This window comes from Kribbella sp. NPDC048915 (assembly GCF_040649595.1).
Taxonomy (GTDB): domain Bacteria; phylum Actinomycetota; class Actinomycetes; order Propionibacteriales; family Kribbellaceae; genus Kribbella.
Window position 1 is genome coordinate 1 of sequence record NZ_JBEZFT010000090.1, and the last position, 22,733, is coordinate 22,733.

Annotated in this window: 19 protein-coding genes; 5 read left to right on the top strand and 14 right to left on the bottom strand. The window is 67.3% G+C overall.

Features of this window, described 5'->3' with window-relative positions; genetic code table 11:
• Positions 1–625: 625 nt before the first annotated feature.
• From AB0B82_RS30455 to AB0B82_RS30475, 5 genes are read right to left on the bottom strand one after another with little or no spacing between them, the layout of a single operon-like run.
• Entirely contained in the window at positions 626–1,015 is a 390-nt protein-coding gene (locus tag AB0B82_RS30455; RefSeq protein ID WP_360176225.1) for a hotdog domain-containing protein, read from the bottom strand.
• Between the two features lie 2 nt (positions 1,016–1,017).
• Positions 1,018–1,770 carry an OAM dimerization domain-containing protein gene (locus AB0B82_RS30460; RefSeq protein WP_360176228.1) on the bottom strand — a complete coding sequence of 251 codons (753 nt, stop codon included), beginning with the start codon at positions 1,768–1,770 and terminating at the stop codon, positions 1,018–1,020.
• Positions 1,767–3,335 carry a lysine 5,6-aminomutase subunit alpha gene (locus AB0B82_RS30465; RefSeq protein ID WP_360176231.1) on the bottom strand — a complete coding sequence of 523 codons (1,569 nt, stop codon included), beginning with the start codon at positions 3,333–3,335 and terminating at the stop codon, positions 1,767–1,769. Before AB0B82_RS30465 ends, AB0B82_RS30460 begins: the two co-directional genes overlap by 4 nt.
• A complete protein-coding gene (locus AB0B82_RS30470; protein ID WP_360176234.1) occupies positions 3,332–4,918 on the bottom strand; it encodes an amidohydrolase in 1,587 nt (528 codons plus the stop codon). The genes AB0B82_RS30465 and AB0B82_RS30470 overlap by 4 nt, the downstream gene beginning before the upstream one ends.
• A gap of 3 nt (positions 4,919–4,921) precedes the next feature.
• Complete coding sequence (locus AB0B82_RS30475; RefSeq protein WP_360176237.1) at positions 4,922–5,965, bottom strand: L-erythro-3,5-diaminohexanoate dehydrogenase; 1,044 nt, start codon at positions 5,963–5,965, stop codon at positions 4,922–4,924.
• A gap of 145 nt (positions 5,966–6,110) precedes the next feature.
• On the opposite strand from AB0B82_RS30475, the gene AB0B82_RS30480 reads away from it, so the two are divergent.
• From AB0B82_RS30480 to AB0B82_RS30490, 3 genes are all read left to right on the top strand, one after another.
• The gene (locus AB0B82_RS30480) at positions 6,111–7,571 is read left to right on the top strand and encodes a lysine 2,3-aminomutase (RefSeq protein WP_360176240.1); all 1,461 of its coding nucleotides are present in this window, start codon (positions 6,111–6,113) and stop codon (positions 7,569–7,571) included.
• Positions 7,572–7,715: 144 nt separating this feature from the next.
• On the top strand, positions 7,716–9,329 hold the full coding sequence (locus tag AB0B82_RS30485; RefSeq protein ID WP_360176243.1) for a DUF262 domain-containing protein: 1,614 nt from the start codon (positions 7,716–7,718) through the stop codon (positions 9,327–9,329).
• Complete coding sequence (locus AB0B82_RS30490; RefSeq protein ID WP_360176246.1) at positions 9,316–10,518, top strand: type II toxin-antitoxin system HipA family toxin; 1,203 nt, start codon at positions 9,316–9,318, stop codon at positions 10,516–10,518. The genes AB0B82_RS30485 and AB0B82_RS30490 overlap by 14 nt, the downstream gene beginning before the upstream one ends.
• 15 nt (positions 10,519–10,533) lie before the next feature.
• Here the strand turns inward: AB0B82_RS30490 and AB0B82_RS30495 are convergent, their stop codons facing one another.
• The 3 genes from AB0B82_RS30495 to AB0B82_RS30505 all read right to left on the bottom strand — a co-directional run bounded on the left by AB0B82_RS30495 (position 10,534) and on the right by AB0B82_RS30505 (position 12,884).
• Positions 10,534–11,691 (bottom strand): hypothetical protein, encoded by a 1,158-nt coding sequence (locus tag AB0B82_RS30495; protein ID WP_360176249.1) that lies wholly within the window; start codon positions 11,689–11,691, stop codon positions 10,534–10,536.
• 84 nt (positions 11,692–11,775) lie between these two features.
• Positions 11,776–12,435, bottom strand: coding sequence for an HAD-IA family hydrolase (locus tag AB0B82_RS30500; protein WP_360176252.1), 660 nt, complete (start codon positions 12,433–12,435; stop codon positions 11,776–11,778).
• An 8-nt stretch (positions 12,436–12,443) separates the two neighbouring features.
• Positions 12,444–12,884 carry an AsnC family transcriptional regulator gene (locus AB0B82_RS30505; protein ID WP_360176255.1) on the bottom strand — a complete coding sequence of 147 codons (441 nt, stop codon included), beginning with the start codon at positions 12,882–12,884 and terminating at the stop codon, positions 12,444–12,446.
• An 83-nt stretch (positions 12,885–12,967) separates the two neighbouring features.
• Between AB0B82_RS30505 and AB0B82_RS30510 the strand changes: the two genes are divergently transcribed.
• Positions 12,968–13,888, top strand: a complete 921-nt coding sequence (locus tag AB0B82_RS30510; protein ID WP_360176284.1) for a 5'-3' exonuclease — start codon at positions 12,968–12,970, stop codon at positions 13,886–13,888.
• Positions 13,885–15,078: a M20 family metallopeptidase gene (locus AB0B82_RS30515; RefSeq protein WP_360176258.1), complete on the top strand. Its 1,194-nt coding sequence runs from the start codon at positions 13,885–13,887 to the stop codon at positions 15,076–15,078. The genes AB0B82_RS30510 and AB0B82_RS30515 overlap by 4 nt, the downstream gene beginning before the upstream one ends.
• Positions 15,079–15,081: 3 nt before the next feature.
• Here AB0B82_RS30515 and AB0B82_RS30520 read toward each other — a convergent pair whose 3' ends face one another.
• From AB0B82_RS30520 to AB0B82_RS30545, 6 genes are all read right to left on the bottom strand, one after another.
• Complete coding sequence (locus tag AB0B82_RS30520) at positions 15,082–16,035, bottom strand: nucleoside hydrolase (protein ID WP_360176260.1); 954 nt, start codon at positions 16,033–16,035, stop codon at positions 15,082–15,084.
• Entirely contained in the window at positions 16,004–17,329 is a 1,326-nt protein-coding gene (locus tag AB0B82_RS30525) for a hypothetical protein (protein ID WP_360176263.1), read from the bottom strand. The genes AB0B82_RS30520 and AB0B82_RS30525 overlap by 32 nt, the downstream gene beginning before the upstream one ends.
• A gap of 96 nt (positions 17,330–17,425) precedes the next feature.
• Positions 17,426–19,348, bottom strand: coding sequence for an ABC transporter ATP-binding protein (locus AB0B82_RS30530; RefSeq protein ID WP_360176287.1), 1,923 nt, complete (start codon positions 19,346–19,348; stop codon positions 17,426–17,428).
• A gap of 143 nt (positions 19,349–19,491) precedes the next feature.
• Positions 19,492–21,225, bottom strand: a complete 1,734-nt coding sequence (locus tag AB0B82_RS30535; protein ID WP_360176266.1) for an ABC transporter ATP-binding protein — start codon at positions 21,223–21,225, stop codon at positions 19,492–19,494.
• Positions 21,225–21,893, bottom strand: coding sequence for a TetR/AcrR family transcriptional regulator (locus AB0B82_RS30540; RefSeq protein WP_360176269.1), 669 nt, complete (start codon positions 21,891–21,893; stop codon positions 21,225–21,227). The genes AB0B82_RS30535 and AB0B82_RS30540 overlap by 1 nt, the downstream gene beginning before the upstream one ends.
• Before the next feature lie 42 nt (positions 21,894–21,935).
• Positions 21,936–22,706, bottom strand: coding sequence for a TetR/AcrR family transcriptional regulator (locus AB0B82_RS30545; RefSeq protein WP_360176272.1), 771 nt, complete (start codon positions 22,704–22,706; stop codon positions 21,936–21,938).
• Between the last annotated feature and the right edge of the window lie 27 nt (positions 22,707–22,733).

Sequence of the window (22,733 nt, forward strand, 5' to 3'; positions counted from 1 at the left end):
TCCTACCGGGAGTCCCGCTGCTTCACGTTCACCGACACACCGCTTGACACCAAACCGTACCCACTAACTAAGCGGCATTGGGGGCAACCCTCCAGGTCAGTGGGCAGGCGAAGCTGACCGCCGGGCAGCACAGGCCCGGGGAGCCCCGGGAACCCGGAGGCCGAAAGCGGTACGGCGCGCGCCGGGAGTCGGCCGGAATCACACCGGTGCAATTCACGCCTGGGCAAAGGAAAGAGGCTCGGCGTGCCTTCGGACCAACCGACGATGCACTGGCTGCGCACCGCACGGCTGTTGTCTACTGGCCGCCGAGCCTCTTCCACCTCTGCCCCGCGGGGGGCTCACCACCGGTGACCTCAGCCCCCGTCGACTCAAGCCTGGCTTTGACCTGGTCAGCGTCGCGGGATCATCCGGTGGCCGAACTTCATGTGACCGTTGCACAAACGGGATGTGACGACTCCCAAAACGATGCTCGCTGGCGACGACGGTGTCAACCTCTCCGATGGCTCTTTGAGGTCGTTGTAACACGATCGTCTGCGCTGCCAGGGAAAACGAGGATCACTCAGTCGAATCACGTTACAGAGCGAGATCGGCACTCTACGTAATCGTTACCCAGGGCAACCAATCGTCACGCAACCGGGACGACAACGGTTCCCTTGGCCCTCGTGATTTCCAGCGGTTCGGGCAGCACTTCGGCGGCCGACTCCGAGCGGTCCGGCCGGCCGCGGCAGACGACGTACGCGCTGAAGTCGAGGTCCCGGCTGCGGTTCCCGACCCGGCTGATCGTCGCGGTCACCTCGACCACGTCACCGGCCTTCAGCGGCTGAAGAAATTGAACGTCGGAGTACGACGCGAACAGGCCCTCGTCACCGTCGGCCTGGATGCACACCTCGGTCGCGACGTCACCGAACAGGGCCAGCACGTACGCCCCGTCGACCAGGTTGCCGGCGTAGTGCGCGTGGCTGTACGGCACGTAGCGGCGATGGGTGACGGTCAGTCCAATAGTTGCCTTTGACACCTTTATGCGCTCTTCCGGTAGGCGTGGCGACGGGTCACCAACGCGTCGACGAGATAGCTGGCCACTTCACCCGGCGTGGTCCCGCGGCCGAACACCCGGTCGACACCGAGCTCCTCGGCCATCTGCTCGGTGAAACGGGGGCCGCCGGCAACAAGAATCGGGCGCTGGTCCTCGGGGTACGCCTCCCGGAACGCGGCCGACATCTCCTTGGTGTTCAGGACATGCGCCTCGCGCTGGGTCACCACCTGCGAAACCAGGATCGCGTCCGCCTTGTCGGCCTTGGCGCGCCGGACGAGTTCCGGTACGGAGACCTGCGCGCCGAGGTTCACCACCTTGAGCTCGCGGTAGTACTCCAGGCCCTTCTCGCCCGCGAACCCCTTGATGTTGAGGATCGCGTCGATGCCGACGGTGTGCGCGTCGGTGCCGATACACGCGCCGACGACGGTCAGCCGGCGCCGCAAACCCTTGCGGATCGCCAGGTTGACCTCCTTCGGTGAGAGCAGCGGGTAGTCGCGCTCGACCACCTCCACCTTCGAGGTGTCGACGAGGTGGTTCACCGGACCGTAGACCACGAAGAACGTGAAGTCCGGGCCGATCGCCTTCGAGTGCACAACCAGGGCCGGGTCCATGCCCATCTTGTTCGCGAGCTGGACCGCCGCGCCCTCGGCCCGCTTGTCGTGCGGGACCGGCAACGTGAACGACAGCTGCACCATACCGTCGCCCGTGGTGTCGCCGTACGGCCGGATGATGCTCACTGGTCCGCCTCCAACAGCTCGATCGCCGGGTTGTAGTACGCCGCGGACTTCCGGGCGACGCCGTCGAGACCGCGGCCGGCGTCCTGCGGCCGCTTCATCAAGCCGAAGGTGCCGTCGCCGATCGCGTTCAGCAGACCGTCGTCGACGATCCGCTCCAGCAACTCGACCGACTCCCCCAGCACCTGCCGCGCACGCTGGGCGATGAAGCCGTTCGGCTCCGGGCGGAAGTCCTCGTGCAGGTTGCCGGCCGCGCCGAGGACGTACCGGACGTTCTGCAGTGCAAGGTCGCGGTCGGAGATCCAGGGCGTGACGACTGCCTCGGTCATCATGCCGACCAGCAGAATGCCCTGCCCCGTCATCGCACCGGCCAGGTTGAAGAAGCCGTCCAGCAGGTAGCCGCGGAACACGTCGCCGGTCATGTGCCGGGTCGGCGGCATCCACTTCAGCGGCGCGTTCGGGAACAGCTGCCGGGCGAGCAGCGCATGTGCCAGCTCGAGCCGGAACGAGTCCGGCAGGTCCGGGTTGATCTCGAAGGCGTGACCCAGCCCGAGCTGCCAGTCGTCGAGCCCGGCCTCCTTGGCGAAGTACTCGTTCAGCAACTGGGAGACCGTCACCGTGTGCGCGGCCTCGACCGCGTCGGCGGTGGTCAGGTAGTTGTCCTCGCCGGTGTTGATGATGATCCCGGCGCGGGCGTGGATCTGCCGGCTGAAGCGCTGGTCGACGAAGGTCCGGATCGGGTTGATGTCGCGGAACAGGATCCCGTACATGGAATCGTTCAGCATCATGTCGAGGCGCTCGAGGCCCGCCAGCGTCGCGATCTCCGGCATACACAGCCCGGACGCGTAGTTGGTCAGCCGGACGTACCGGCCGAGCTCCTTGGACGACTCGTCCAGCGCGGCCCGCATCAGCCGGAAGTTCTCCTGGGTCGCGTACGTCCCGGCGAACCCTTCGCGGGTCGCGCCCTCGGGTACGTAGTCGAGCAGCGACTGCCCGGTCGACCGGATCACCGCGATCACGTCGGCGCCCTCACGCGCCGCCGCCTGCGCCTGCGGGATGTCCTCGTAGATGTCGCCGGTGGCGACGATCAGGTAGATCCACGGGCGCTGCTTCGGATCGCCGTGCCGCTTGATCAATCGATCGCGCTCGCGCCGCCGGGCGTCGATGCGCTTCAGGCCCGCGGCCGCCACCTTGCGGGCCGCGGACCGGGCCCGGACGGCGTCGCGGCCTTCAGGCATCCGGAACGTGACCGAGCCCGACGCCGCCTTCTGCGCCAGCACCGCCAGGTCCTCGGCCTCGCCGCGGACCAGTGCGTCCCACACCGGTAGGGCAATGCCGTGCTCGAGCCCGACATCCGCACGGACGGTGTCGGCGAGCCGGTTGACCCACGGAATCCCCTCCGTGTCGGCGCCGGTCAGCCCGGCCAGCCGCAGGACCGCCCGCTCGACCGACACCGTGGTGTGCTTACGGGCGAGGTCCACGATCGGCTTGCCCGCCTTGCGCGCCAGACTGCGCGCCTTCCGGACGGTGACCGGATCGAGGTCGAGCTTCTTCACGGCGCGGGTCACTGGGTCCATCCCTCGGCTTCGTAGACGGCACGGCCGCTGACGACCGTCCGCAGGCACGTCGGTGTGTCTTCACTCAGGTCCGGCAGCACCGGTACGCCGGCGCGCGGGTCGGTCGACCACGCGGCGACCCGCTCGTCGGGTGTCTGCACGACGAGCTCGGCATCGCTCTGCCAGATCGCGTACGTCGCCGCGCTGCCGGGCGCGAGCACGCCCGCGTCGTCGATGCCGACCGCCCGCCAGCCACCGCGCGTGTGCGCCTGGAACGCCGCGCGGACCGTGATCCGCTCGGACTGCTCGTGGTGGAACGCGGCCGCGCGCACGGCCTCCCAGCCACCCAGCTCGGTCACCGGTGCGTCCGAGCCGAAGGCGAGAACCACTCCGGCGCGGGCCAGCGAGCCGAACGGGTTCATCCCCCGCCAACGATCGCCGACGCGGGCGGCGTACATCCCGTCCGGACCGCCCCACAGCGCGTCGAACATCGGCTGCACGCTGGCGACGACGCCGCACCGGGCCAGGACGGCGATCGTTGCCTCGTCCGCCATTTCGACGTGCTCGAGCCGGTGCCGCGCCGCGACCAGCGCCTGGACGCCGATCTTCTCGGCAGCGAGCTCGAAGCCGCGCGCGATGTTGTCGAGCGCCAGGTCGCCGATGCAGTGGAATCCGGCCTGTACGTTCCGCTCGGTGCACGCGATCACGTGCTCGGCGATCTGCTCGGGCGTGAGGTATGCGTGGCCACTGCTGTCCGGCCGGTCGGCGTACGGCTCGCGCAGCGCCGCGGTCCGGGATCCGAGCGCACCGTCGGCGTTCAGGTCACCGCCGAGGCCGGCCAGACCGTATGTGCCGAGGTGTTCGAAGACGCCCGGCTGACCCCAGTACAGCGTCGCGGCCAGGCCGAGTCGCTCGGCGGTCTCGCGGACGATCGGCAGCTCCCACAGCGGGCCGATGTGCGGCGCCGCCATCTCGTGGAACGCACCGATTCCCTTGGCCGCCATGGCCTTCAGCGCGACCTCGACGTTTGCGCGCCGCTGGTCGCGGCCGATCAGGTCGCTCAACGCGTCCCGTACGACGTGGTTCGCGGCGCGCTCCACCCGGCCGGACTCGTCGTACCCCTCGGCCTCTCGGGCGACCGGGATCAGCGCGGACGAGATCACGCCGGAGTGGCCGTCGATCCGGGACAGGTACACGCGGCGTCCACCCGCCGCGCGATCCAGCTCTTCGGCCGTCGGCGGCCTGTGCTCGGGCCAATCCGTCTCGTCCCACCCGGTGCCGTCGATGACCGCGTCCGCGGGCAGGTCGGCCGTGAAGGCGGCGAGGCGGTCCAGGGCGTCGGTGAGCGACGTCGTACCGGCCAGGTCGAGACCGGTCAGCGCCGCACCGGTCTGGGCGGCGTGGACATGGGCGTCGACGAAGGCCGGCGTGACGAGCTTGCCGTCCAGGTCGATCACCTCGTCGGCGCCGTCGGCGTACGGGCCGGTTCCGGTGTCGTCGCCGAGCCAGGTCACCACCCCGTCGTCGAACGCGATCGCGGTCGCGTGGGGGTCGGCGGGCGAGTAGACGGAACCGTTGGTGAGAAGTGTGCGCACGGACTAATCCTCCGCCAGCCTGCTCTCGAACAGACCACGGACACCCGGCTCGGACCGCAACAGCTCGATCGCGTAGTCCGCATGACCGGGCACGTACCCGTTGCCCACCAGCATCGTGACGTCCGCCGCGAGGCCTTCCGCGCCGAGCGCGGCGGCGGAGAACGACGTCGCCATCGAGAAGAAGATCACCGTGCCACCGGCGGCGGTCGACAACACGGCGCCGTGCTCGCAGCCCGGTACGTCGACGCACACGACCGTGATGTCCGCCGGTCCCCCGGCCTCTTCCACGGCCTGCGCGAGCGCCACCGGGTCGCGGGCGTCGGCGAGCGCGACAACGTCGGCCAGACCAGCCGCGGTCAGCCGGTCGTGCTCGGCCTGGAACGGCACGACGCCGATCGTCCGCGCCGCACCCGCGGCCCGGGCCGCGGCCAGTGACAGCGAGCCGGACTTCCCTGCGCCGCCAATAACTGACACGACAGGCTTTGTGCCTTTGTCGACATACGAGCGCACCACGCGCGCGGTCAGCGCCGGCGCGCCGCAGACGTCCATCACGGCCAGTGACAACTCGGGTTTGAGGTCGTCCGGCAGCTTCGCGACGATCGAGCGGGCGAACAGGATCGCGTGCCCCTGCGCGGGCACCTGCTCACTTTTCCCGTCCCAGTCCCGCAGCCCGTCGGTGAGCTGCAGCGGGGTCAGGGTGAGCGAGACGAGGGTCGCGACCCGGTCACCCTTGCGGACGCCGAGCGGCGACTCCGGGCCGACCTCGTCGACCACGCCGACGAGCATGCCGCCGGAGCCGGTCACCGGGTTCTGCATCTTGCCGCGGGTCTCGACGATGTCGAGGACCGCGCGGCGGATCGCCGTACCGTCGCCGCCGTGCGCTTGCGCGAGTTGACGGTACGACGCGGCGTCCAGATTCAGCCGCTCGACCGCGATGCGGACCTCGTCGGGCCAGATCTCGGGACGTGCGTCGAGTTTCTCCGCTGCCTGCGGCAACACGCCGGACGGCGCGAGTACGCGGTGCAGTCCTACCGGGCTCGATGACACGGGTCCTCCTCTGTGCGGTCGGGCAAAATACTACTCACACCGCATCGCGACCGGAATTCTTACGGCGTACTGTTGGATCTGAGGGAAGTTCTCTCGCTATCCTCATATCAGACCGCATTGCCCCCCATGTCCCCGCGGAGGACCTGTGACCGACCTGATCACCCCGGAGCTGGCGCACTCGGAGCCCGATGGCCAGCCGTACCTGTACCGGCGTACCGAGCTGGTCGAGCCGGACTGGACCCGGCTGCCCGGGTGGAAGGACGTCACGGCCGAGGAGTGGCGGTCGGTGCAGTGGCAGCGCGCGCACTGCGTGAAGAACGTGAAGCAGCTGCGCGACGTGATGGGCGACCTGCTCGAGGAGCGGTTCTACGAGGACCTCACCCGCGACCAGGCCGAGCGCGCGACGATGTCGATGCTGCTGCCGCCGCAGATGCTGAACACGATCGTTTCGAACGGCGCAGCCGATTACACGGAGGCGTTCTACGCGGACCCGGTTCGCCGCTACATGCTCCCGGTGTTCAGTGACCGCCGTTCCGACTGGCCGTCGCACCCGCACGCGACCCGGGACTCACTGCACGAGCACGAGATGTGGGCCACGGAGGGGTTGACCCACAGGTACCCGACCAAGGTCCTCGCGGAGGTCCTGCCGACCTGCCCGCAGTACTGCGGTCATTGCACGCGGATGGACCTGGTCGGGAACTCGACGCCGGTGATCGACAAGCTGAAGTTCGTCGCGAAGCCGCAGACCCGGCTCGACGACATGCTCGATTACCTGCGCCGTACACCGGGCGTCCGAGACGTCGTCGTCTCCGGTGGCGACGTCGCGAACATGCCGTGGCCGCGGCTCGAGGCGTTCCTCACCAGCCTGCTGGAGATCGAGAACATCCGCGACATCCGGCTGGCCACCAAAGCGCTGATGGGGATGCCGCAGCACTGGCTCTCGGACGACGTCCGCAGCGGTGTCGAGCGGGTCGCCGGTGTGGCCCGTGAGCGTGGCGTGATGCTGGCGATGCACACCCACGTCAACGCGGCGCAGTCCGTGACGCCGCTCGTGGCCGAGGCCTCGAAGGCGATGCTCGAAGCCGGCCTGCGCGACGTCCGCAACCAGGGCGTCCTGATGCGTGGCGTCAACGACTCCGTGCCCCAGTTGCTCGACCTGTGTTTCGCGCTGCTCGACGGCGCGAACATCACGCCGTACTACTTCTACATGTGCGACATGATCCCGTTCTCGGAGCACTGGCGGGTCTCGGTGCGTGAGGCGCAGCACCTGCAGCACGGCATCCTCGGCTACCTGCCCGGCTTCGCCACGCCGCGGATCGTCTGCGATGTGCCGTACGTCGGCAAGCGCTGGGTGCACCAACTGTCGGAGTACGACGAGGTGCGCGGCATCTCGTACTGGAAGAAGAACTACCGCACCGGCATCGAGCAGCAGGACCCCGAGGCGCTGAACCGCACCTACGAGTACTACGACCCGATCGACACCCTGCCCCGCGAGGGCCAGGAATGGTGGGCCCAGCACGCCGGCGACCACCTCGCCGAAGCCGAACAACGCGCCGCCGCCTCCCGTGCCGCCGCTGAGTCCCAGAAACTCCTCGACCTCAGCTGACCGTCTTGGGTGCCACCGATGCAGGGGTGGCACCCAGGACGCACTGATCCGAGCACCGTCAGCGGTGCGGACAAATGTCGAGGGCGTGCCCTGCGACCAAGAGCGAGCCCCGTCGTTAGACTGCCGGTGACGAGGAGGTGACGGGTGGCCGCTGTGGCTCGACCGAGGATCGAGAGCGTCAGGCCCGGCGAACTGGTCGCGTGGGCGCGCGCCGGAAGGCTCCGCATTCCTCCGTTCCAACGACCTTTTCGATGGGACCGACGCGACGTCACCCAGCTGTTCGACAGCATCATGCGCGGCTACCCGATCGGCAATCTTCTCGTCTGGCAACGCGCCGCGGACGCTGCATCGATATCCATCGGCCCCCTGACGATCGAAGCACAAGCGCAATCCGATGCCCTCTGGGTCGTCGACGGGCAGCAGCGCATCACAAGCCTGGTCGGCGCACTCACGGCAGACCCCGGCACTGTCGACCCTCGGTTTCGTATCTATTGCGACCTTCGGTCGGGTGAGTTCGTCTCGCAGTCCCGGCACCGCGAGCCGGGACCGCACCTGATGCACGTCGGACTCGCGCTCGACACTGCCGGTGCCAACGCGTGGATCCGCGAGCATCCTGAGCTCACGCAGGCGGAGATCGCCATCGCTGACCAAATGGTGGCCGCTATTCGCGACTACACGATCCCGATGTACATCGTCGTCGGTGACGACGAGCGCGCGTTGCGCACCATCTTCGATCGTATGAACACCTCCGGAAAGGCGATGAAGAACGCCGAGGTCTTCAACGCCTTGCATTCAATTTCAACCGGCCGGCAGCCGAACGATCTGCGGGCGCTCGCCGACCGGGTGAATGCGTTCGGCTTCGGTGAGTTCACGGAGCAGGTCCTGCTGCAGAGCATGCTCGCGATCCGCGATCCCAGAGTCGACCGGGACTTCCGTGCCGAGTTCGACAGCGACGACGCACGCGAGAAAGCGATGCGAGTCACCGAATCAGCACTCGGACATGTCGTGGACTTTCTCCGCGACATCGCCGACATACCTCACCTCCGCTTGTTGCCGTACGCCCTTTATGTTCCTGTCCTGGCCCGATTCGCCGCACTGTTCGGCGCACCTGACGGACGGCCGGCCGAGTTGCTCCGCCGCTGGATCTGGCGCGGCGCCGTACTCGGTGTCGCACCGCAAGGCAACACGGTGGGACTCCGACTGAGTGCCCGCGCTGTCAGTAGGGATCCAATGAGCAGCGCGGAGCGCCTCCTGAAGCTTCTGCCGCCTGCTCAGCACGAAGGGTGGCAGCCCGATCTCGGCGAAGTTCGCCTGAACACTGCTCAGGGAAAACTGAATGTGCTCGGACTGTTCTCCCGCCGACCGCGCTGGCTGGTGGGTGAACAGGCAGGGCAAGCACTCACAGCCCACGAACTGTTCGATTCTGCAGATTTCCTGCAACCGGTGATTACCTCGCGATCGACAAGCGCTCCGCGGAGCATGGCCAACCGTGTTCTCCACCCGAAAGGCCTGGACGGAGGTCTTCAGCAGGCACTCAGGACGGGCAAAGTGACACCATCCTTGCTGGAGAGCCACGTGATCGACAAAGCGGCGGTCATCCAGCTGCTCGAAGCCGACCTGCAAGGGTTTCTCGCACGGCGGACCCAGGCCTTACGCCAAGTGATCGGCGATCATGTCCAAGCGCACGCTCTCTTCGGGTTCCGCGACGGCCCTCAACTGTCCTCTCTTTTCGACGAGGATGCGAATGAGTCCGCGTAGCGTAACGGCTGGTGTCTTCCTCGCCGACCGACGAGTCGGAACGTTGGGCTACCACGACGGAAACACCTGGTTCGATTACGAAGACCTTGATCTTGGCCACCCGGTACTGGGGCAGGCATTTGAGCAGGATCCCGGCCGTCGCCGTACCGCGAGTGGCTCCGTACCGGAGTGGTTCGCGAACTTGCTGCCGGAGCCCGGCAGCGGACTGCGCCGACTGATCGGTCAAGAGATCGGCCGGGCGCATCCGCACGACTTCCAGGTCCTCGTCTTTCTCGGCCAGGATCTGCCGGGCGCTGTACGGGTGCTGCCGGACTCCGACTTGGGCGATATCCCCGAGCTGGAGGACAAGGCACCCAGTGCTGCCGGCCAGTTCATTCGGTTCTCGCTCGCCGGCGTCCAGGCGAAGTTTTCGATGCGTTGGGAACACAAAGGTCTGGTCTTGCCCGGGAGCGGTCGGGGCGGCGATTGGATCGTCAAACTGCCGGATCGTCGCTTCCCCGATGTGCCGGCGAACGAGTACGCGATGTTGACCTGGGCGAAGTCAGCCGGCATCGAAGTACCGGAGATCGCCCTCATCAGCGGAGCTGATCTGCACGGCCTGCCGCCAGGATTGATCGATGCCACGGAACTCGCCTTGGCCGTTCGGAGGTTCGACCGTACTCCGTCCGGGCGGGTTCACCAGGAGGACTTCGCCCAAGTCCGTGAGACTGCGGCGGAACTCAAGTACGAACGTGCCAGCTACAGTGGCATCGCTCGCGTCATCGCTCAACTCTGCCCCGAAGACCTCGACGAGTACGTACGACGGCTCGCGGCGATGGTTGTGATGGGAAATCTCGACGCGCATCTGAAGAACTGGACGCTCAGGTATATCGGCGGTCGTCAACCTCGGCTGTCGCCGGCCTACGATCTGGTCTCCGTTTCTGCCTACCCGGAGTACCGCAAGGACGAACTGGCATTCCGGCTGAACGGCGGAAGGATCGCACGGAATGTCACATCCAGCAGTTTCCGTGAACTATCTGAACGTGCCGATCTCGAACCCGACAGGGTGCTGTCAACGGTTGGATCTACTGTTGCGGCGATGGTCTCGCAATGGCCCAAAGTGCGCCACAGTATCGCCTTGCCCCCGATTCTCAGTGCGCACATAGAGGATCGTCTCAAAACGGTCGCGTTGGTCAAAGAATTCGGCTGAACGCGCCCAGTATCGCTACGTCGCGCGCCAGGTGGCGGTCAGCGTCACGGTTCCGCGTTTGGTGGTGTGCAGGACGGTTGCGCCGTTGCCGTACAGGTAGAGCTTCCAGCCGCTCGGCTGTTGTCCGGCCGGGTACCAGCCGGTCTTCGTCGGGTCGGTCGAGCTCTGGTAGCGGGTCTTCTTGTCGTACGAGCGGTAGGCGCTCCATCCGGCGAACGTGTAGCCGGTGCGGACGAAGGTGTTCGTCCGCAGCTTGGTGTTGCGGTCGTAGAGCACGATCGTGTTGGGCATCGATCCGGTCCCGCCACCGCCGCGGTAGTAGACGGTGAACTGGAAGGCGTCGAGCCGGTACAAGCGGCCGGCGCCGATGTTGTACCCCAGGTAGTACGTCCCGCTGCGATGCGTCAGGTGCTCGCTCTCCGACGACGAGGCGTGCTCGTACGTCCGCACCAGGTTGAACGACCAGTCGTAGACGAAGATGCGGTTGGTCGTCTGCGATCCTGACTTCGGGCTGGTGATGACGTAGACGTAGCTCTCGTCGCAGTCGATCCCCTGGCCGGTCCCCGTCATGGTCAGCGCCGGTGACTTCGCGGTCTCCAGGAACGCCGAGTCGTACACGTAGTACTGGCCCAGCGTGCTACCGACGTACCGCTTGCTGAGCTTGTCGTAGCACAACGATGTCGTGGTGTGTGCCAACGTCACGGTGCTCTCGATCGCCAGCGTGTCCGGGTTGATCACGCGGACCAGGCGGCTCTGGTTCGGTTCCTGGACCGAGCTGTCGTTGGTCCAGGCAGGGATCAGCAGCCGCTTCGTGTCCGGGTTGTACGCGATGTCGTTGCCGTGCCCCAGCAGGTTGGTCTGGTTGCCGCTCCGGATGCGGAACGTCGCGACCTTCGTCGGCGTCGACGCGTACATCTCGGTCTTCAGCAGCTGCACCGAGTCGTACGTCTTGTCACCGGACTTCGCATGTTCTGCCACTGTGGTGTACCAATACGTGCCGTCCGTGACGCCGCCGTTGGTCGCGGTGTACTTCGTACTCGTCGGCGTCGCCGTCCCGGCCAGCGTCGGTGCGGCGATCTGCGGCAACGCCGCCTCCCCGACCGCCGTACCCGCGACGGTCAGCGCCAGCGCGCCGCCGAGACAACCCACTGCTCGGATGATCCTGTTCCTCACAAGCATCCCCCTTGCTTCCGGTTCGTCTTGTCACCGTAGGCACTCTTGGGGTCACTCGTTGTTGCTTCCTCAACAACCCGTTGGTCAGCGCAGATAAGAGGTGAGTTCGGCGTACGTCTTGATGGTGGGGCCGAGCCAGGTGGGGGCGTTGTCGGCGTGCTCGAGGGTGCGGATGGCGTGCATGCCGAGGGCGGCCGCGGCGGGGAGCTCGTTGTCGTTGCCGTCGCCTACGTAGAGACAGTCGCTGGGGTCGACGCCCACCGCGGAGCAGGCGGCCAGGTAGATGGCCGCCTCCGGCTTCGCCGATCCGACCTCAGCGGAGAACGCGGTCGCGTCGAAGTACTGGGCCAGCGGGCTGCCCGGCCACTGCAACTGCGTCTCGGCGGTGATGTTGCTGACCAGCCCGATCCGCCAGCCCGCGGCCTTGAAGGCTGCCAAAGTCTCCAGGGTTGCCGCCGCTACGTTGCCGAGGAGTCGTGCCGCCAAAGCGCGTCGCAGGCTCGTTGCCTCCTGCACCTGTGCGTCGGTCGGCGAACCTCCGCAGCGCTCGGCGATCACCCGCAGAGTGCTCGGCAGGTCGCCGTACGCCCCGATGAACCGCTCGTACGACGAAGCGTCGAAGGCTGCCTGGAACGCCGCCGCGTCGACTCCGAGCGCAGCACCCATCTGTGCGTTGACCGTGTCCCGTTCGTCGTCCCCACCGGAGATCAGCGTGCTGAACAGATCGCTGAGCAAGACCTTCACAGTCGGCTTCACAGCGCGGGCGGCCGGCGCTCGTACGGCGTGGACAGCACGATCGTCGTGGTGGTGGAGACGTTCGCGCGGGCCCGGATCACCGCCAGCAGGTTCTCCAGCGCCACCGGCGAGGCGACCCGGACGACCAGGATGTAGCTGGAGTCACCGGCGACCGAGTAGCAGGACTCGATCTCGCGCACGTCGCGGAGCCGCTCGGGCGAGTCGTCGGGCTGGGAGGGATCGATCGGCCGGATCGCGATCAAGGCAGTGAGCGGCAGGCCGAGGGCCGTGTGGTCGACGGTCGCCGAGTAGCCCTGGATGATTCCGCGCTGCTCGAGCCGCTTCACCCGCTGGTGCACGGCCGAGGTGGACAGGCCGGTCGCCTTGCCCAGGTCGGTGAAACTCATCCTGCCGTCGGACGCGAGCAGGCCAACGATCTTGCGGTCCAGGTCCTCCACCCTGGAGACCCTACTGCCGAGGCCGTCCGGCATGAAAGCATCTGCCTATGCCAGGACCTGATTCCGCGACAGGGCAGCGCCTGATGCTGCTGGACACCGCGTCGTTGTACTTTCGCGCCTTCTTCGGCGTTCCCGACACGATGAAGGCGGCCGACGGCACGCCGACCAACGCGATCCGCGGGCTGCTGGACTTCATCGCCCGGCTCACCGAGAACCACAAACCGACCCACCTGGTCGCCTGCTGGGACGACAACTGGCGGCCGTCCTGGCGGGTCGCGCTGATCCCGTCGTACAAGGCCCAGCGGGTCGAGTTCGTGACGCCGAAGGGCGAGCAGGTCGAGGACGTACCGGACCGCCTCGAGGTGCAGGTGCCGTACATCCGCGCCTGCCTGGAGGCGCTCGGGATCGCCGTCGTCGGGGCGCCCGACCACGAGGCCGACGACGTGATCGGCACGCTCGCGCACCAGGCGACGATGCCGGTCGACGTCGTCACCGGCGACCGGGACCTGTTCCAGCTGATCGACGACAGCCGCGGCATCCGGGTCGTCTACACCGCCGCCCGCGGTGTCGGGCGCGCCGAGGTGTACGACGAGCGGGCGCTGCTCGCGAAGTACGACATCCCCGCCCAGCGGTACGCCGACTTCGCCACGCTCCGCGGAGACGCCTCCGACGGGCTGCCCGGTGTGAAGGGCATCGGTGAGAAGACCGCCGCATCACTCGTCACGGCGTACGGCGACCTGGACGCGATCCGCGCCGCGGCCGCCGATCCGACCACGCCGATGGCGCCCGGCGTGAAGAAGAAGATCCTTGCCGACAGCGACTACCTCGACGTCGCGCCGAAGGTGGTCGCGGTCGCGAAGGACGCCCCGGTCGGAACCTTCGACGCGCGGATTCCGGCCGAGGTCAAGGATCCGGAACGCTGGCTGGATCTCGTCGAGCTGCTCGAGCTCGGCAGCAGCGCCCAACGCGTGATGGCGGCCCTCGACCTGGGCCCCAAGGCATGAGGACGCGCGAGCTGGCGGAGCAGTTCCGCGACGAGATCGTCACCCTGCGCCGGGCGCTGCACCAGGTCCCGGAGTACGACCTCGACCTGCCGAAGACCCAGCAGCTGGTCCTCGACGCGCTCGAGGGTCTGCCGCTGGAGATCACGCTCGGCAAGGAGCTGTCGTCGGTCACCGCCGTACTGCGAGGCGGCGGCGGGCCCGGCCCCGTGGTGCTGCTGCGCGGCGACATGGACGCGCTGCCGGTCACCGAGCGCACCGACGTACCGTTCGCGTCCCAGCATCCCGGGATGATGCATGCGTGCGGTCACGACCTGCACGTCGCCGGGCTGGTCGGCGCTGCCAAGGTGCTGTCCGCGCTGCGCGACGAGTTGCCCGGCGACGTGGTGTTCATGTTCCAGCCCGGCGAGGAGACCTCCGGCGGCGCGCCGATCATGATCCGCGAGGGCGTGCTCGAAGCGGCCGGCCGGCGCGCGGACGCGGCGTACGGGCTGCACGTCGGGTCGTCGTCGCAGCCGCTCGGGATGTGGAGCAGCCGGCCCGGGTCGTTCATGGCCGCGGCGGATCAGTTGCACGTTCGCGTCATCGGCTCGGGCACGCACGGCTCCACGCCGTACCGCGGCAAGGACCCGATCCCGGTGCTGTGCGAGATCGTCACCGCGCTGCAGACCATGATCACGCGGCAGTTCGACGTGTTCGACCCGGTCGTGCTGACGGTCGGGCGGATCGCGGGCGGCACGAAGGAGAACATCATCCCGGACGACGCGTTCTTCGACGCGACCGTCCGGACGTTCTCCGAGGCGGCCCGCGCGAAGGTGCAGGAGGCGTCGGTGCAGCTCGTCACCGGGCTGGCGGCCGCACACGGGCTCGACATCGAGGCCGAGTACGAGGTCGGATATCCGGTCACGGTCAACAACCCGGCCGAGTACGAGTTCGCGCGCTCGACGATCGTGGATGTGTTCGGCGCGGACCGGTTCCGCGAACGGCCGCATCCGCGGTGCGGCGCCGAGGACATGTCGTACGTCCTCAACGAGGTGCCTGGCGTGTACCTGAACCTCAGCGCCTGCGACTCGCCCGACCCAGACGCGGCCCCCGACAACCACTCCCCCTTGGCCAACTTCGACGACTCCGTCCTCCCCGACGCGGCGGCGCTGCTGGCCGAACTCGCCGTACGGCGGATGCAGCGAGGATAGCCGCTAAGCCAGCGCGCTCTCCAGCCACCGCATGAAGGCTGGATAGTCGGCGGAGATCGACAGCTCGATCTCGGTGCCGTTCGCGTCGAGGCGCATCCGGGCGAGCTCGTCCAGCACCACCCGCTCCCGCACGAACCGAACCCCCGGCCACAACATCGCCGCCGCCAACGCCAACGAGTCGTGTTGCATGGAGCCGGGATAGTTGGCCATCCAGCGGTCCCAATGTGCACGGAGAACCTGTTCCCAGCGTTGGGCTCCAGGCAACGTCCATCGCTTGTAGAGTCCCGAGTCCCTGGTGATCTCCATCGCTGGGTTGAAGGTCACATCCGACAGCACAAATGTCGGCAGCCACGGCTCCAGGAGCGGCACCATCCGGATCGCAGCGTCGGGGTCGACCCGGAAATTGTGTTCAGCACGCGTCGGATCGCGGTAGTTGATCGCACCGCCCATCTGTGTCACCGCAAACCGCGGAAGTAACTCTGGGCGGTTCTCCTGGACAACCGACAGATTCGACAGCGGCCCCATTCCGACCCACCGCACCGGTCCGTCGGTTGCTGCACAGACGTCGCCCACCGCCGACACCACGTCCCCTGCCTGCTGAGGTATGTCGCTCGGACACAGTCCATCGACGACCCACATCCGGCTGTTACCCAGATCGGACCCGGCCACCACCCGAACATCCGGCCGACCCACCAGATCCAGCAGGTGCCGCGCGAAACGTGCACGTTCCCCGCCGTACTCGTCACACGTGATGACCAGCTTCAGCTCGGGCACCCTGCGAGCGGCAGTCACCAGCGCGACGGTGTCATCGGGATCGCCGCCGACATCGGTGTCGATGATCATCGGCGCGCGGGCTACTGCGGGCGGGCCAACCTGAGGTGGTGGTCCCCCGCGCAGCAACGGTCCCGAGACATCGCCGAGGTCGTCAAAGATCTCGCCCAGACTCGCGAGGGCCATCCACTCGTCCTCGGGGTCTCGCGTCTCCCCGTCTCCCATCTCCACCTCCTATGCTTCGCGTCGAGTTGAGAACATTCTCCACGAAGACTGCCTTGTCGTTGTCACTCCCGCATCGTTCGTACGCCACCCAGACAGCCATTCTGTCGCGCTCGGGTATGTGAGCTCGGTCCAGCGCCTTCTGCAACGAGTCTGCCTGTTGCTTGTCGGTCCGATGCACGAACGAGTTCAGGAACTCCGCGAGCTGCGGGTTAGTCGGCGCATCGACGATCCATGCACGGATCTCGGCGCGATACTGCCCGGCCCAGTCATCGAGCCAGGTCCGATAGTTGCCGCCGGCATCTCGGAGTGAGGCTGCGTCCTGCGCGAGATCAACAACCGCGCGAATGTTCATCACCTTCACCCCCTCTCGCACCCTGAGGTTCCGCAGGCGCGGCGACATCCTTCCCCGGCTCAGGCCGTCCAGCAGGTCGGGTTGGTGCCGTTGCCCGGTCTGCTCCGGACCGTGAGCGCCGAACCGGACAGCACTTGACATTGGGCCGTCGAGCAGTTCCTCGATGCTGTTGAGAGCCAACTGATGCGCAAACGTCTTCGACTCGTCGGCAGGAAGCTCGTAGAACGGACGCCCTTGACGAGACTCGCGCGCGCTCAGATGTACTTCATACCCCTTCTTGCTCCCAGGGTGTGGGTCATACGGCGACTCGCCGTGAAACGCGTACCGTCCGACGAACGTCGTGTCCGGGTAGGTTGCTGCCAGAAGCTCCTGCACGGTGCCCTTGAAGCTCGTGTCAAAAACCGTCACCCGGCTTCCGGGCTGTCCAACCGGCACGGAATGTCCCTGCAGGTACCTGGTGAGGACCTGCAGACCGCCAACGGTGTCGGCCGGATCCACCCGAGGCGCTACCCGACGAAATCCGTCCACCTGCGGGAACTCGCGACCATGGTGCCGCTCGAGGTCTTGCAGGGCGTTCTCCACCAGCGCCCGGGGTAATACCACGTTGGACACATGTCTGCGCGTGAAGTTGGGATCGAGTCTGATCATCGCGAGCGCCAGATGATGGCCGTCTCGACCGAGTGCCACGACTCGGTCCACGTGCCGGGACGCAACGTCCTCGCGAAGATCTGCGAGCATGTCGTCCGCGACCCTCACCATCATTGCCGCCGGGAACCTATACGTGACGAGGTAAGCGTCACGCAAGGTCTGGATCTGCCCGGTGTCTGCGATCCCGAGCTTCGCGGCGACACGACGCGCCATCAGCACGCTACGTCGCTGAACGAGATCCGCATCTGCCGTCATGGCTCAAGTAGCGCACAGATCGTGGAGGCGCCGCGGAAGTTATCCACAGCCAGGGCGGGGGCGACAGCTGAGCCGTCCCCGCCCCGGGTGCTGCGGTCAGCGGGCCACTGGAGTGGCGGCCGCGGATTCTTCGTCGATGTCCACGACGGCGCCGCTGAACTGGGCGTTGTAGAGGCGGGCGTAGGCACCGTCGACGGCCAGCAGCTCGTTGTGGTTGCCCTGTTCGACGATGGCGCCGTTCTCCATCACCAGGATCAGGTCCGCGTCGCGGATCGTGGACAGGCGGTGGGCGATGACGAAGCTGGTGCGGTCGGAGCGCAGGGCGGCCATGGCGCGCTGCACCATGACCTCCGTGCGGGTGTCGACCGAGCTGGTCGCCTCGTCGAGGATCAGCAACTGCGGGTCGGCCAGGAACGCGCGGGCGATGGTGAGCAGCTGCTTCTCACCGGCGCTGACGTTGCTGCCTTCCTCGTCGATGATCGTGTCGTACCCATCGGGCAGGCTGTGCACGAAGCGGTCGACGTACGTCGCCTTCGCCGCCGCGAGCATGTCCTCCTCGGTCGCGTCCAGGTTGCCGTACAGCAGGTTGTCCCGGATCGTGCCGCCGAACAGCCAGGTGTCCTGCAGCACCATGCCGATCCGCGAGCGCAGGTCGTGCCGGGTGAGCTCGGTGATGTCGACACCGTCGAGCGTGATCCGGCCGCCGTTCAGCTCGTAGAAGCGCATGATCAGGTTCACCAGCGTGGTCTTGCCGGCGCCGGTCGGTCCGACGATCGCGACCGTCTGGCCGGGTTCGGCGACCAGGCTCAGGTCGGTGATCAGCGGCTTGTCCGGGTCGTACGAGAACGACACGTGCTCGAATTCGACCCGCCCGCGCGCGTCCGTGACCTTCCGCGGCGTCTCGTTGTCCGGCACCTGCTCCTCGGCATCCAGTACTTCGAAGACGCGCTCGGCCGACGCCACGCCGGACTGCAGCAGGTTCGCCATCGAGGCCACCTGGGTCAGCGGCTGGGTGAACTGGCGCGAGTACTGGATGAACGCCTGCACATCACCCAGCGACATCGTGCCCGAGGCGACCCGCAGCCCACCGATCACCGCGATGACCACGTAGTTCACGTTCCCGATGAACATCATCAGCGGCATGATCAGACCCGAGATGAACTGCGCCCCGAACGCGGCCTTGTACAGCTCCTCGTTCTTCTCGGCGAAGCTCGCCTCGATCTCCTTCTGCCGACCGAACACCTTGACCAGCTCGTGACCGGTGAACGCCTCCTCGATCTGCCCGTTCAGCGCGCCGGTGTGCCGCCATTGCGCCACGAACCGGACCTGCGACCGTTTGGCGATCGCCGCCGTCAGCACCATCGAGATCGGGATCGTGATCAGCGCGATCAGCGCCAGCAGCGGCGAGATCACGAACATCATCGTGATCACCCCGATGACGGTCAGCAGCGAGGTGAGCAACTGGCTCAGCGTCTGCTGCAGGCTGGTCGAGATGTTGTCGATGTCGTTGGTCACCCGGCTGAGCAGCTCACCGCGCGGCGCGCCGTCGAAGTAGCTCAACGGCAGCTTGTTCAGCTTGTCCTCGACCTCGGACCGCAGATCCAGGATGGTGCGCTGGACGACGCCGTTCAGGATGTAGCCCTGTGCCCAGGACAGGAAGAACGCGCCCACGTACAGCACCAGGACCAGCAGCAGGACGTTGCGGAGGGCATCGAAGTCGATGCCGACCCCCGGGATCAGGTCGATCCCGGACAGCAGGTCCGCGAGCCGCCCGTTGCCGGCGGCACGGGTCTGCTCGATCACCTGCTCCTTGGTCAGGCCGCTCGGCAGCCGCTTGCCGATCGCACCGGCGAAGATGATGTCGGTCGCCCGGCCGAGGATCTTCGGGCCGAGCACGGACAGCCCGACGCTGAAGATCGCCAGCACGATGACCCCGGAAACCTGCAACCGGTGCGGCCGCAGGCGCTTGAGCAGGCGCTTCGCGGACGGCCCGAAGTTCAGCGACTTGTCCCCCGGGATGCCACCGGGCGGGCCGAACGCGCGCCCGGTGGTGGGTCGCTCGGTCGCCTTGACCGTCTTCGCCGCGGTGGCCGTCGTGGCCGTGGCTGCCGTGGTGGTTTCCGCGGCTGTTTGCCCGTTCGGTGACGACTGCTGTTCGTCGCTCACGCCGCCTCCTCCGCGGAACGCTGGGACTCGACGATCTCGACGTACGTCGGACATGTGTCGAGCAACTCTTGATGGGTGCCCTTGCCGACGATCGCGCCGTCGTCGATCACCACGATCTGGTCGGCGTCGATGATGGTCGACACGCGTTGCGCGACCACGACCACGCAGGCCTCCCGGGTGACCGGTCGGAGCGCGGCGCGCAGCCGGGCGTCCGTCGACAGGTCGAGCGCGGAGAACGAGTCGTCGAACAGGTAGATCCCGGGCTTGCGGACCAAAGCCCGCGCGATGGCGAGCCGCTGCCGCTGGCCGCCGGACACGTTCGTACCGCCCTGCGCGATCGGAGCGTTCAGCCCCTCGGGCATCGCCTCGACGAAGTCCTTGCCCTGGGCAATCTCAAGTGCCTCCCAGAGCTCGTCGTCGGTCGCGTCCGGGTTGCCGTACCGCAGGTTGCTCGCGACCGTCCCCGAGAACAGGTACGGCCGCTGCGGCACGAGGCCGATTCGCTCCCACAGCGCCTCGGGCTCGATGTCCCGGACGTCGATACCGTCGACGAGCACCCGTCCGCCGGTGGCGTCGAACAACCGCGGCACCAGCGAGATCAACGTCGTCTTGCCGGCGCCGGTACTGCCGATGATCGCGGTCGTCTGCCCCGGGGACGCGACGAAGCTGATGTCCCGCAGCACCGGCTCGGCGGCGCCCGGGTACTGGAACGTGGCGTGCTCGAAGCTCAGTTGCCCGCGACCGGTGAAGCTGGTGATCGGCGTGACCGGCGGCCGGACGGATGTCTCGGTGCCCAGCACCTCGGAGATCCGGTCCGCGCAGACCGAGGCGCGCGGCACCATGATCATCACGAACACGCCCATCATCACCGAGAACAGGATCTGGATCAGGTAACTCAGGAACGCGGTCAGCGCGCCGACCTCCATCGTCCCGTTCTCGACCCGGGACGCGCCGAACCACAGCACGGCGATGCTGGACAGGTTCAGGATCAGCATCACGGTCGGGAACACCAGCGCCATCAGGCGGCCGGCCCGGATCGCGGTGTCGGTGAGGTTCTGGTTCGCCTCGCCGAAGCGCTCGACCTCGTGCGGCTCGCGGACGAACGCGCGGACCACCCGGATGCCGGTGATCTGCTCGCGCAGCACCCGGTTCACCCCGTCGATGTTCTTCTGCATCTTCCGGAACTGCGGAACCATCCGGCTCGCGATGAAACCGACCGTGACCGCGAGCAGCGGTACGGCGACCGCCACCAGCCAGGACAGCCCGACGTCCTCGCGGACCGCCATGATCACACCGCCGACCATCGTGATCGGTGCCGCGACCAGCATCGTGCAGGTGGTGACGACCAGCATCTGGATCTGCTGGACGTCGTTCGTACTGCGGGAGATCAGCGTCGGCGCACCGAACTGGTTCACCTCGCGCGCGGAGAACTCCCCGACCCGGTGGAACACGGCGGCGCGGACGTCACGACCGAACAGTGCGGCCGTCTTCGCCCCGAAGTACACGGCGGTGATGGTGCAGATGATCTGCACCAGACTGACGCCGAGCATCCAGCCGCCGGTCCGCATGATGTAGCCGGTGTCGCCCTTGGCCACACCGTTGTCGATGATGTCGGCGTTCAGACTGGGTAGGTAGAGGGAGGCGATCGTCCCGATCAGTTGCAGGACGACCACCAGGGACAGGTTTCCTGCGTACGGACGCAAATGCGTACGCAAGACGCGAAGTAGCATCAATCTTCCCCAGAGTCGTGACGGCGGGCACCGTCGAGCGCGAACTCGGCAGTACCCTCGGCGGCCGGCGGCTGACCGGTCTCGTGCTTGAGGAGTCCGTCGAAGGCGAAGTCGACGATCTCCTCGGCGGTCAGCACCCGGCCGCCGGAAATCATTGGGTGGGTGGCCGAGAAGGTCAGCAGACCGATTCGGTGCACCACTTCTTCGGGCGGGAAGCGCAGTTGGTCCGCGTCGGGCCGCAGCAGCTCCGCGAACGCGGCGTTCGCCTCGTCGGCCTGCTGCTTGCGGCGGACCTGGTCGGCTTCGGCTTGTTTGAAGTTCGGCGGCTGGCGCAGGCGAAGGGCGAGCATCAGCCGGAAGACGCTGCGCAGGCGCTTCTGGCCGACCTCGACCGCGGCGACCGTCCGCTCCCGCAGCGGCAGCGACCGGTCGACGCCGTGCAGCGCCTTGATCAGCTCGGCGTTGTCGAGCGCGGCGGCCATCACCGCGTCGAGCAGCGCGTCCTTGCTGCCGAACGCCCGGAAAATCGTGCCCTCGGCGATCCCGGCCGCCTCGGCGATCTGCTTGGTGCTCACGTCCGTGCCGTACTCCTCGATCAACGGCAGCGTCGCGGCGACGATCGCAGCGCGTCGTTCCTCGGGTGGCAGCGGGGTGGCTCGTGGACTCACGCGCTCCACGGTAACTGAGTGAGTACTCACTCACAACCGGATTTACGGTTCTGGCGCAGTCCGGTTCGCGACCAGGGCAGATACGCCGTCGAGCAGCCGCTCCAGACCGTATTCGAAGGCATGTTCGGAATCGTACGGGGCGTCGAACTCATTCCCCACCGCCGACCCGACCCGCGCCGAGAGCGGGAACTTCTCCAGATCGCCGATCTGATCGAGATGCGGCACGTGCGCCAGCCACCATTCCTTGTCCGTCATCCCAGACCGCTGGATCACCTGCCGCGCCTCCACCGCCGTCCGGACGGCGCCGTGCACATATCCGTTGACGAGCGCGACGGTCGCGTCCATCTCGACGTCCGTGAGCCCGATCCCCTCGACCGCACTCAGCTCCCACTCGTACTTCGCCATCACGTTCGGTCCGAGCGGCGGCCGGCTGGTCGCGACCTGGAGCAACCACGGGTGCCGCAGGTAGAGCTGCCGATTCTCACGGGCGACCTCGTCGAGCGCGGCCCGCCAGTCCCCCGGTACGGCGCGGCGCGGCAGCTCGCCGTACACGGTGTCGAGCATCAGGTCGAGCAGCTCGCCCTTGCCGGGGACATATCTGTACAGCGTCATCGCGCCGACACCGAGCTCGTCGGCGACCCGGCGCACCGACATCGCCCCCAGCCCCTCGGCGTCCGCGATCCGCAACGCGGCGGCGACAATGCCGTCGACGGTCAGCGCGGGCTTCGGTCCGCGGGTCGGCTGCGGGCGACTCCGCCAGAGGAGTTCAAGACTCTTCGCCGGGTCGCCGCTGCCGCTGTACTCCGTCGTCATGTGCGCGATTCTTCCTCAGCCGCTATT

Bases quoted from the DNA above. Each gene is read 5' to 3' on its own strand.
- AB0B82_RS30490 (WP_360176246.1), top strand. From the start codon at position 9,316: ATGAGTCCGCGTAGCGTAACGGCTGGTGTCTTCCTCGCCGACCGACGA.
- AB0B82_RS30510 (WP_360176284.1), top strand. From the start codon at position 12,968: ATGCTGCTGGACACCGCGTCGTTGTACTTTCGCGCCTTCTTCGGCGTT.
- AB0B82_RS30515 (WP_360176258.1), top strand. From the start codon at position 13,885: ATGAGGACGCGCGAGCTGGCGGAGCAGTTCCGCGACGAGATCGTCACC.
- AB0B82_RS30520 (WP_360176260.1), bottom strand. From the start codon at position 16,035: ATGGCCCTCGCGAGTCTGGGCGAGATCTTTGACGACCTCGGCGATGTC.
- AB0B82_RS30525 (WP_360176263.1), bottom strand. From the start codon at position 17,329: ATGACGGCAGATGCGGATCTCGTTCAGCGACGTAGCGTGCTGATGGCG.
- AB0B82_RS30535 (WP_360176266.1), bottom strand. From the start codon at position 21,225: ATGCTACTTCGCGTCTTGCGTACGCATTTGCGTCCGTACGCAGGAAAC.
- AB0B82_RS30545 (WP_360176272.1), bottom strand. From the start codon at position 22,706: ATGACGACGGAGTACAGCGGCAGCGGCGACCCGGCGAAGAGTCTTGAA.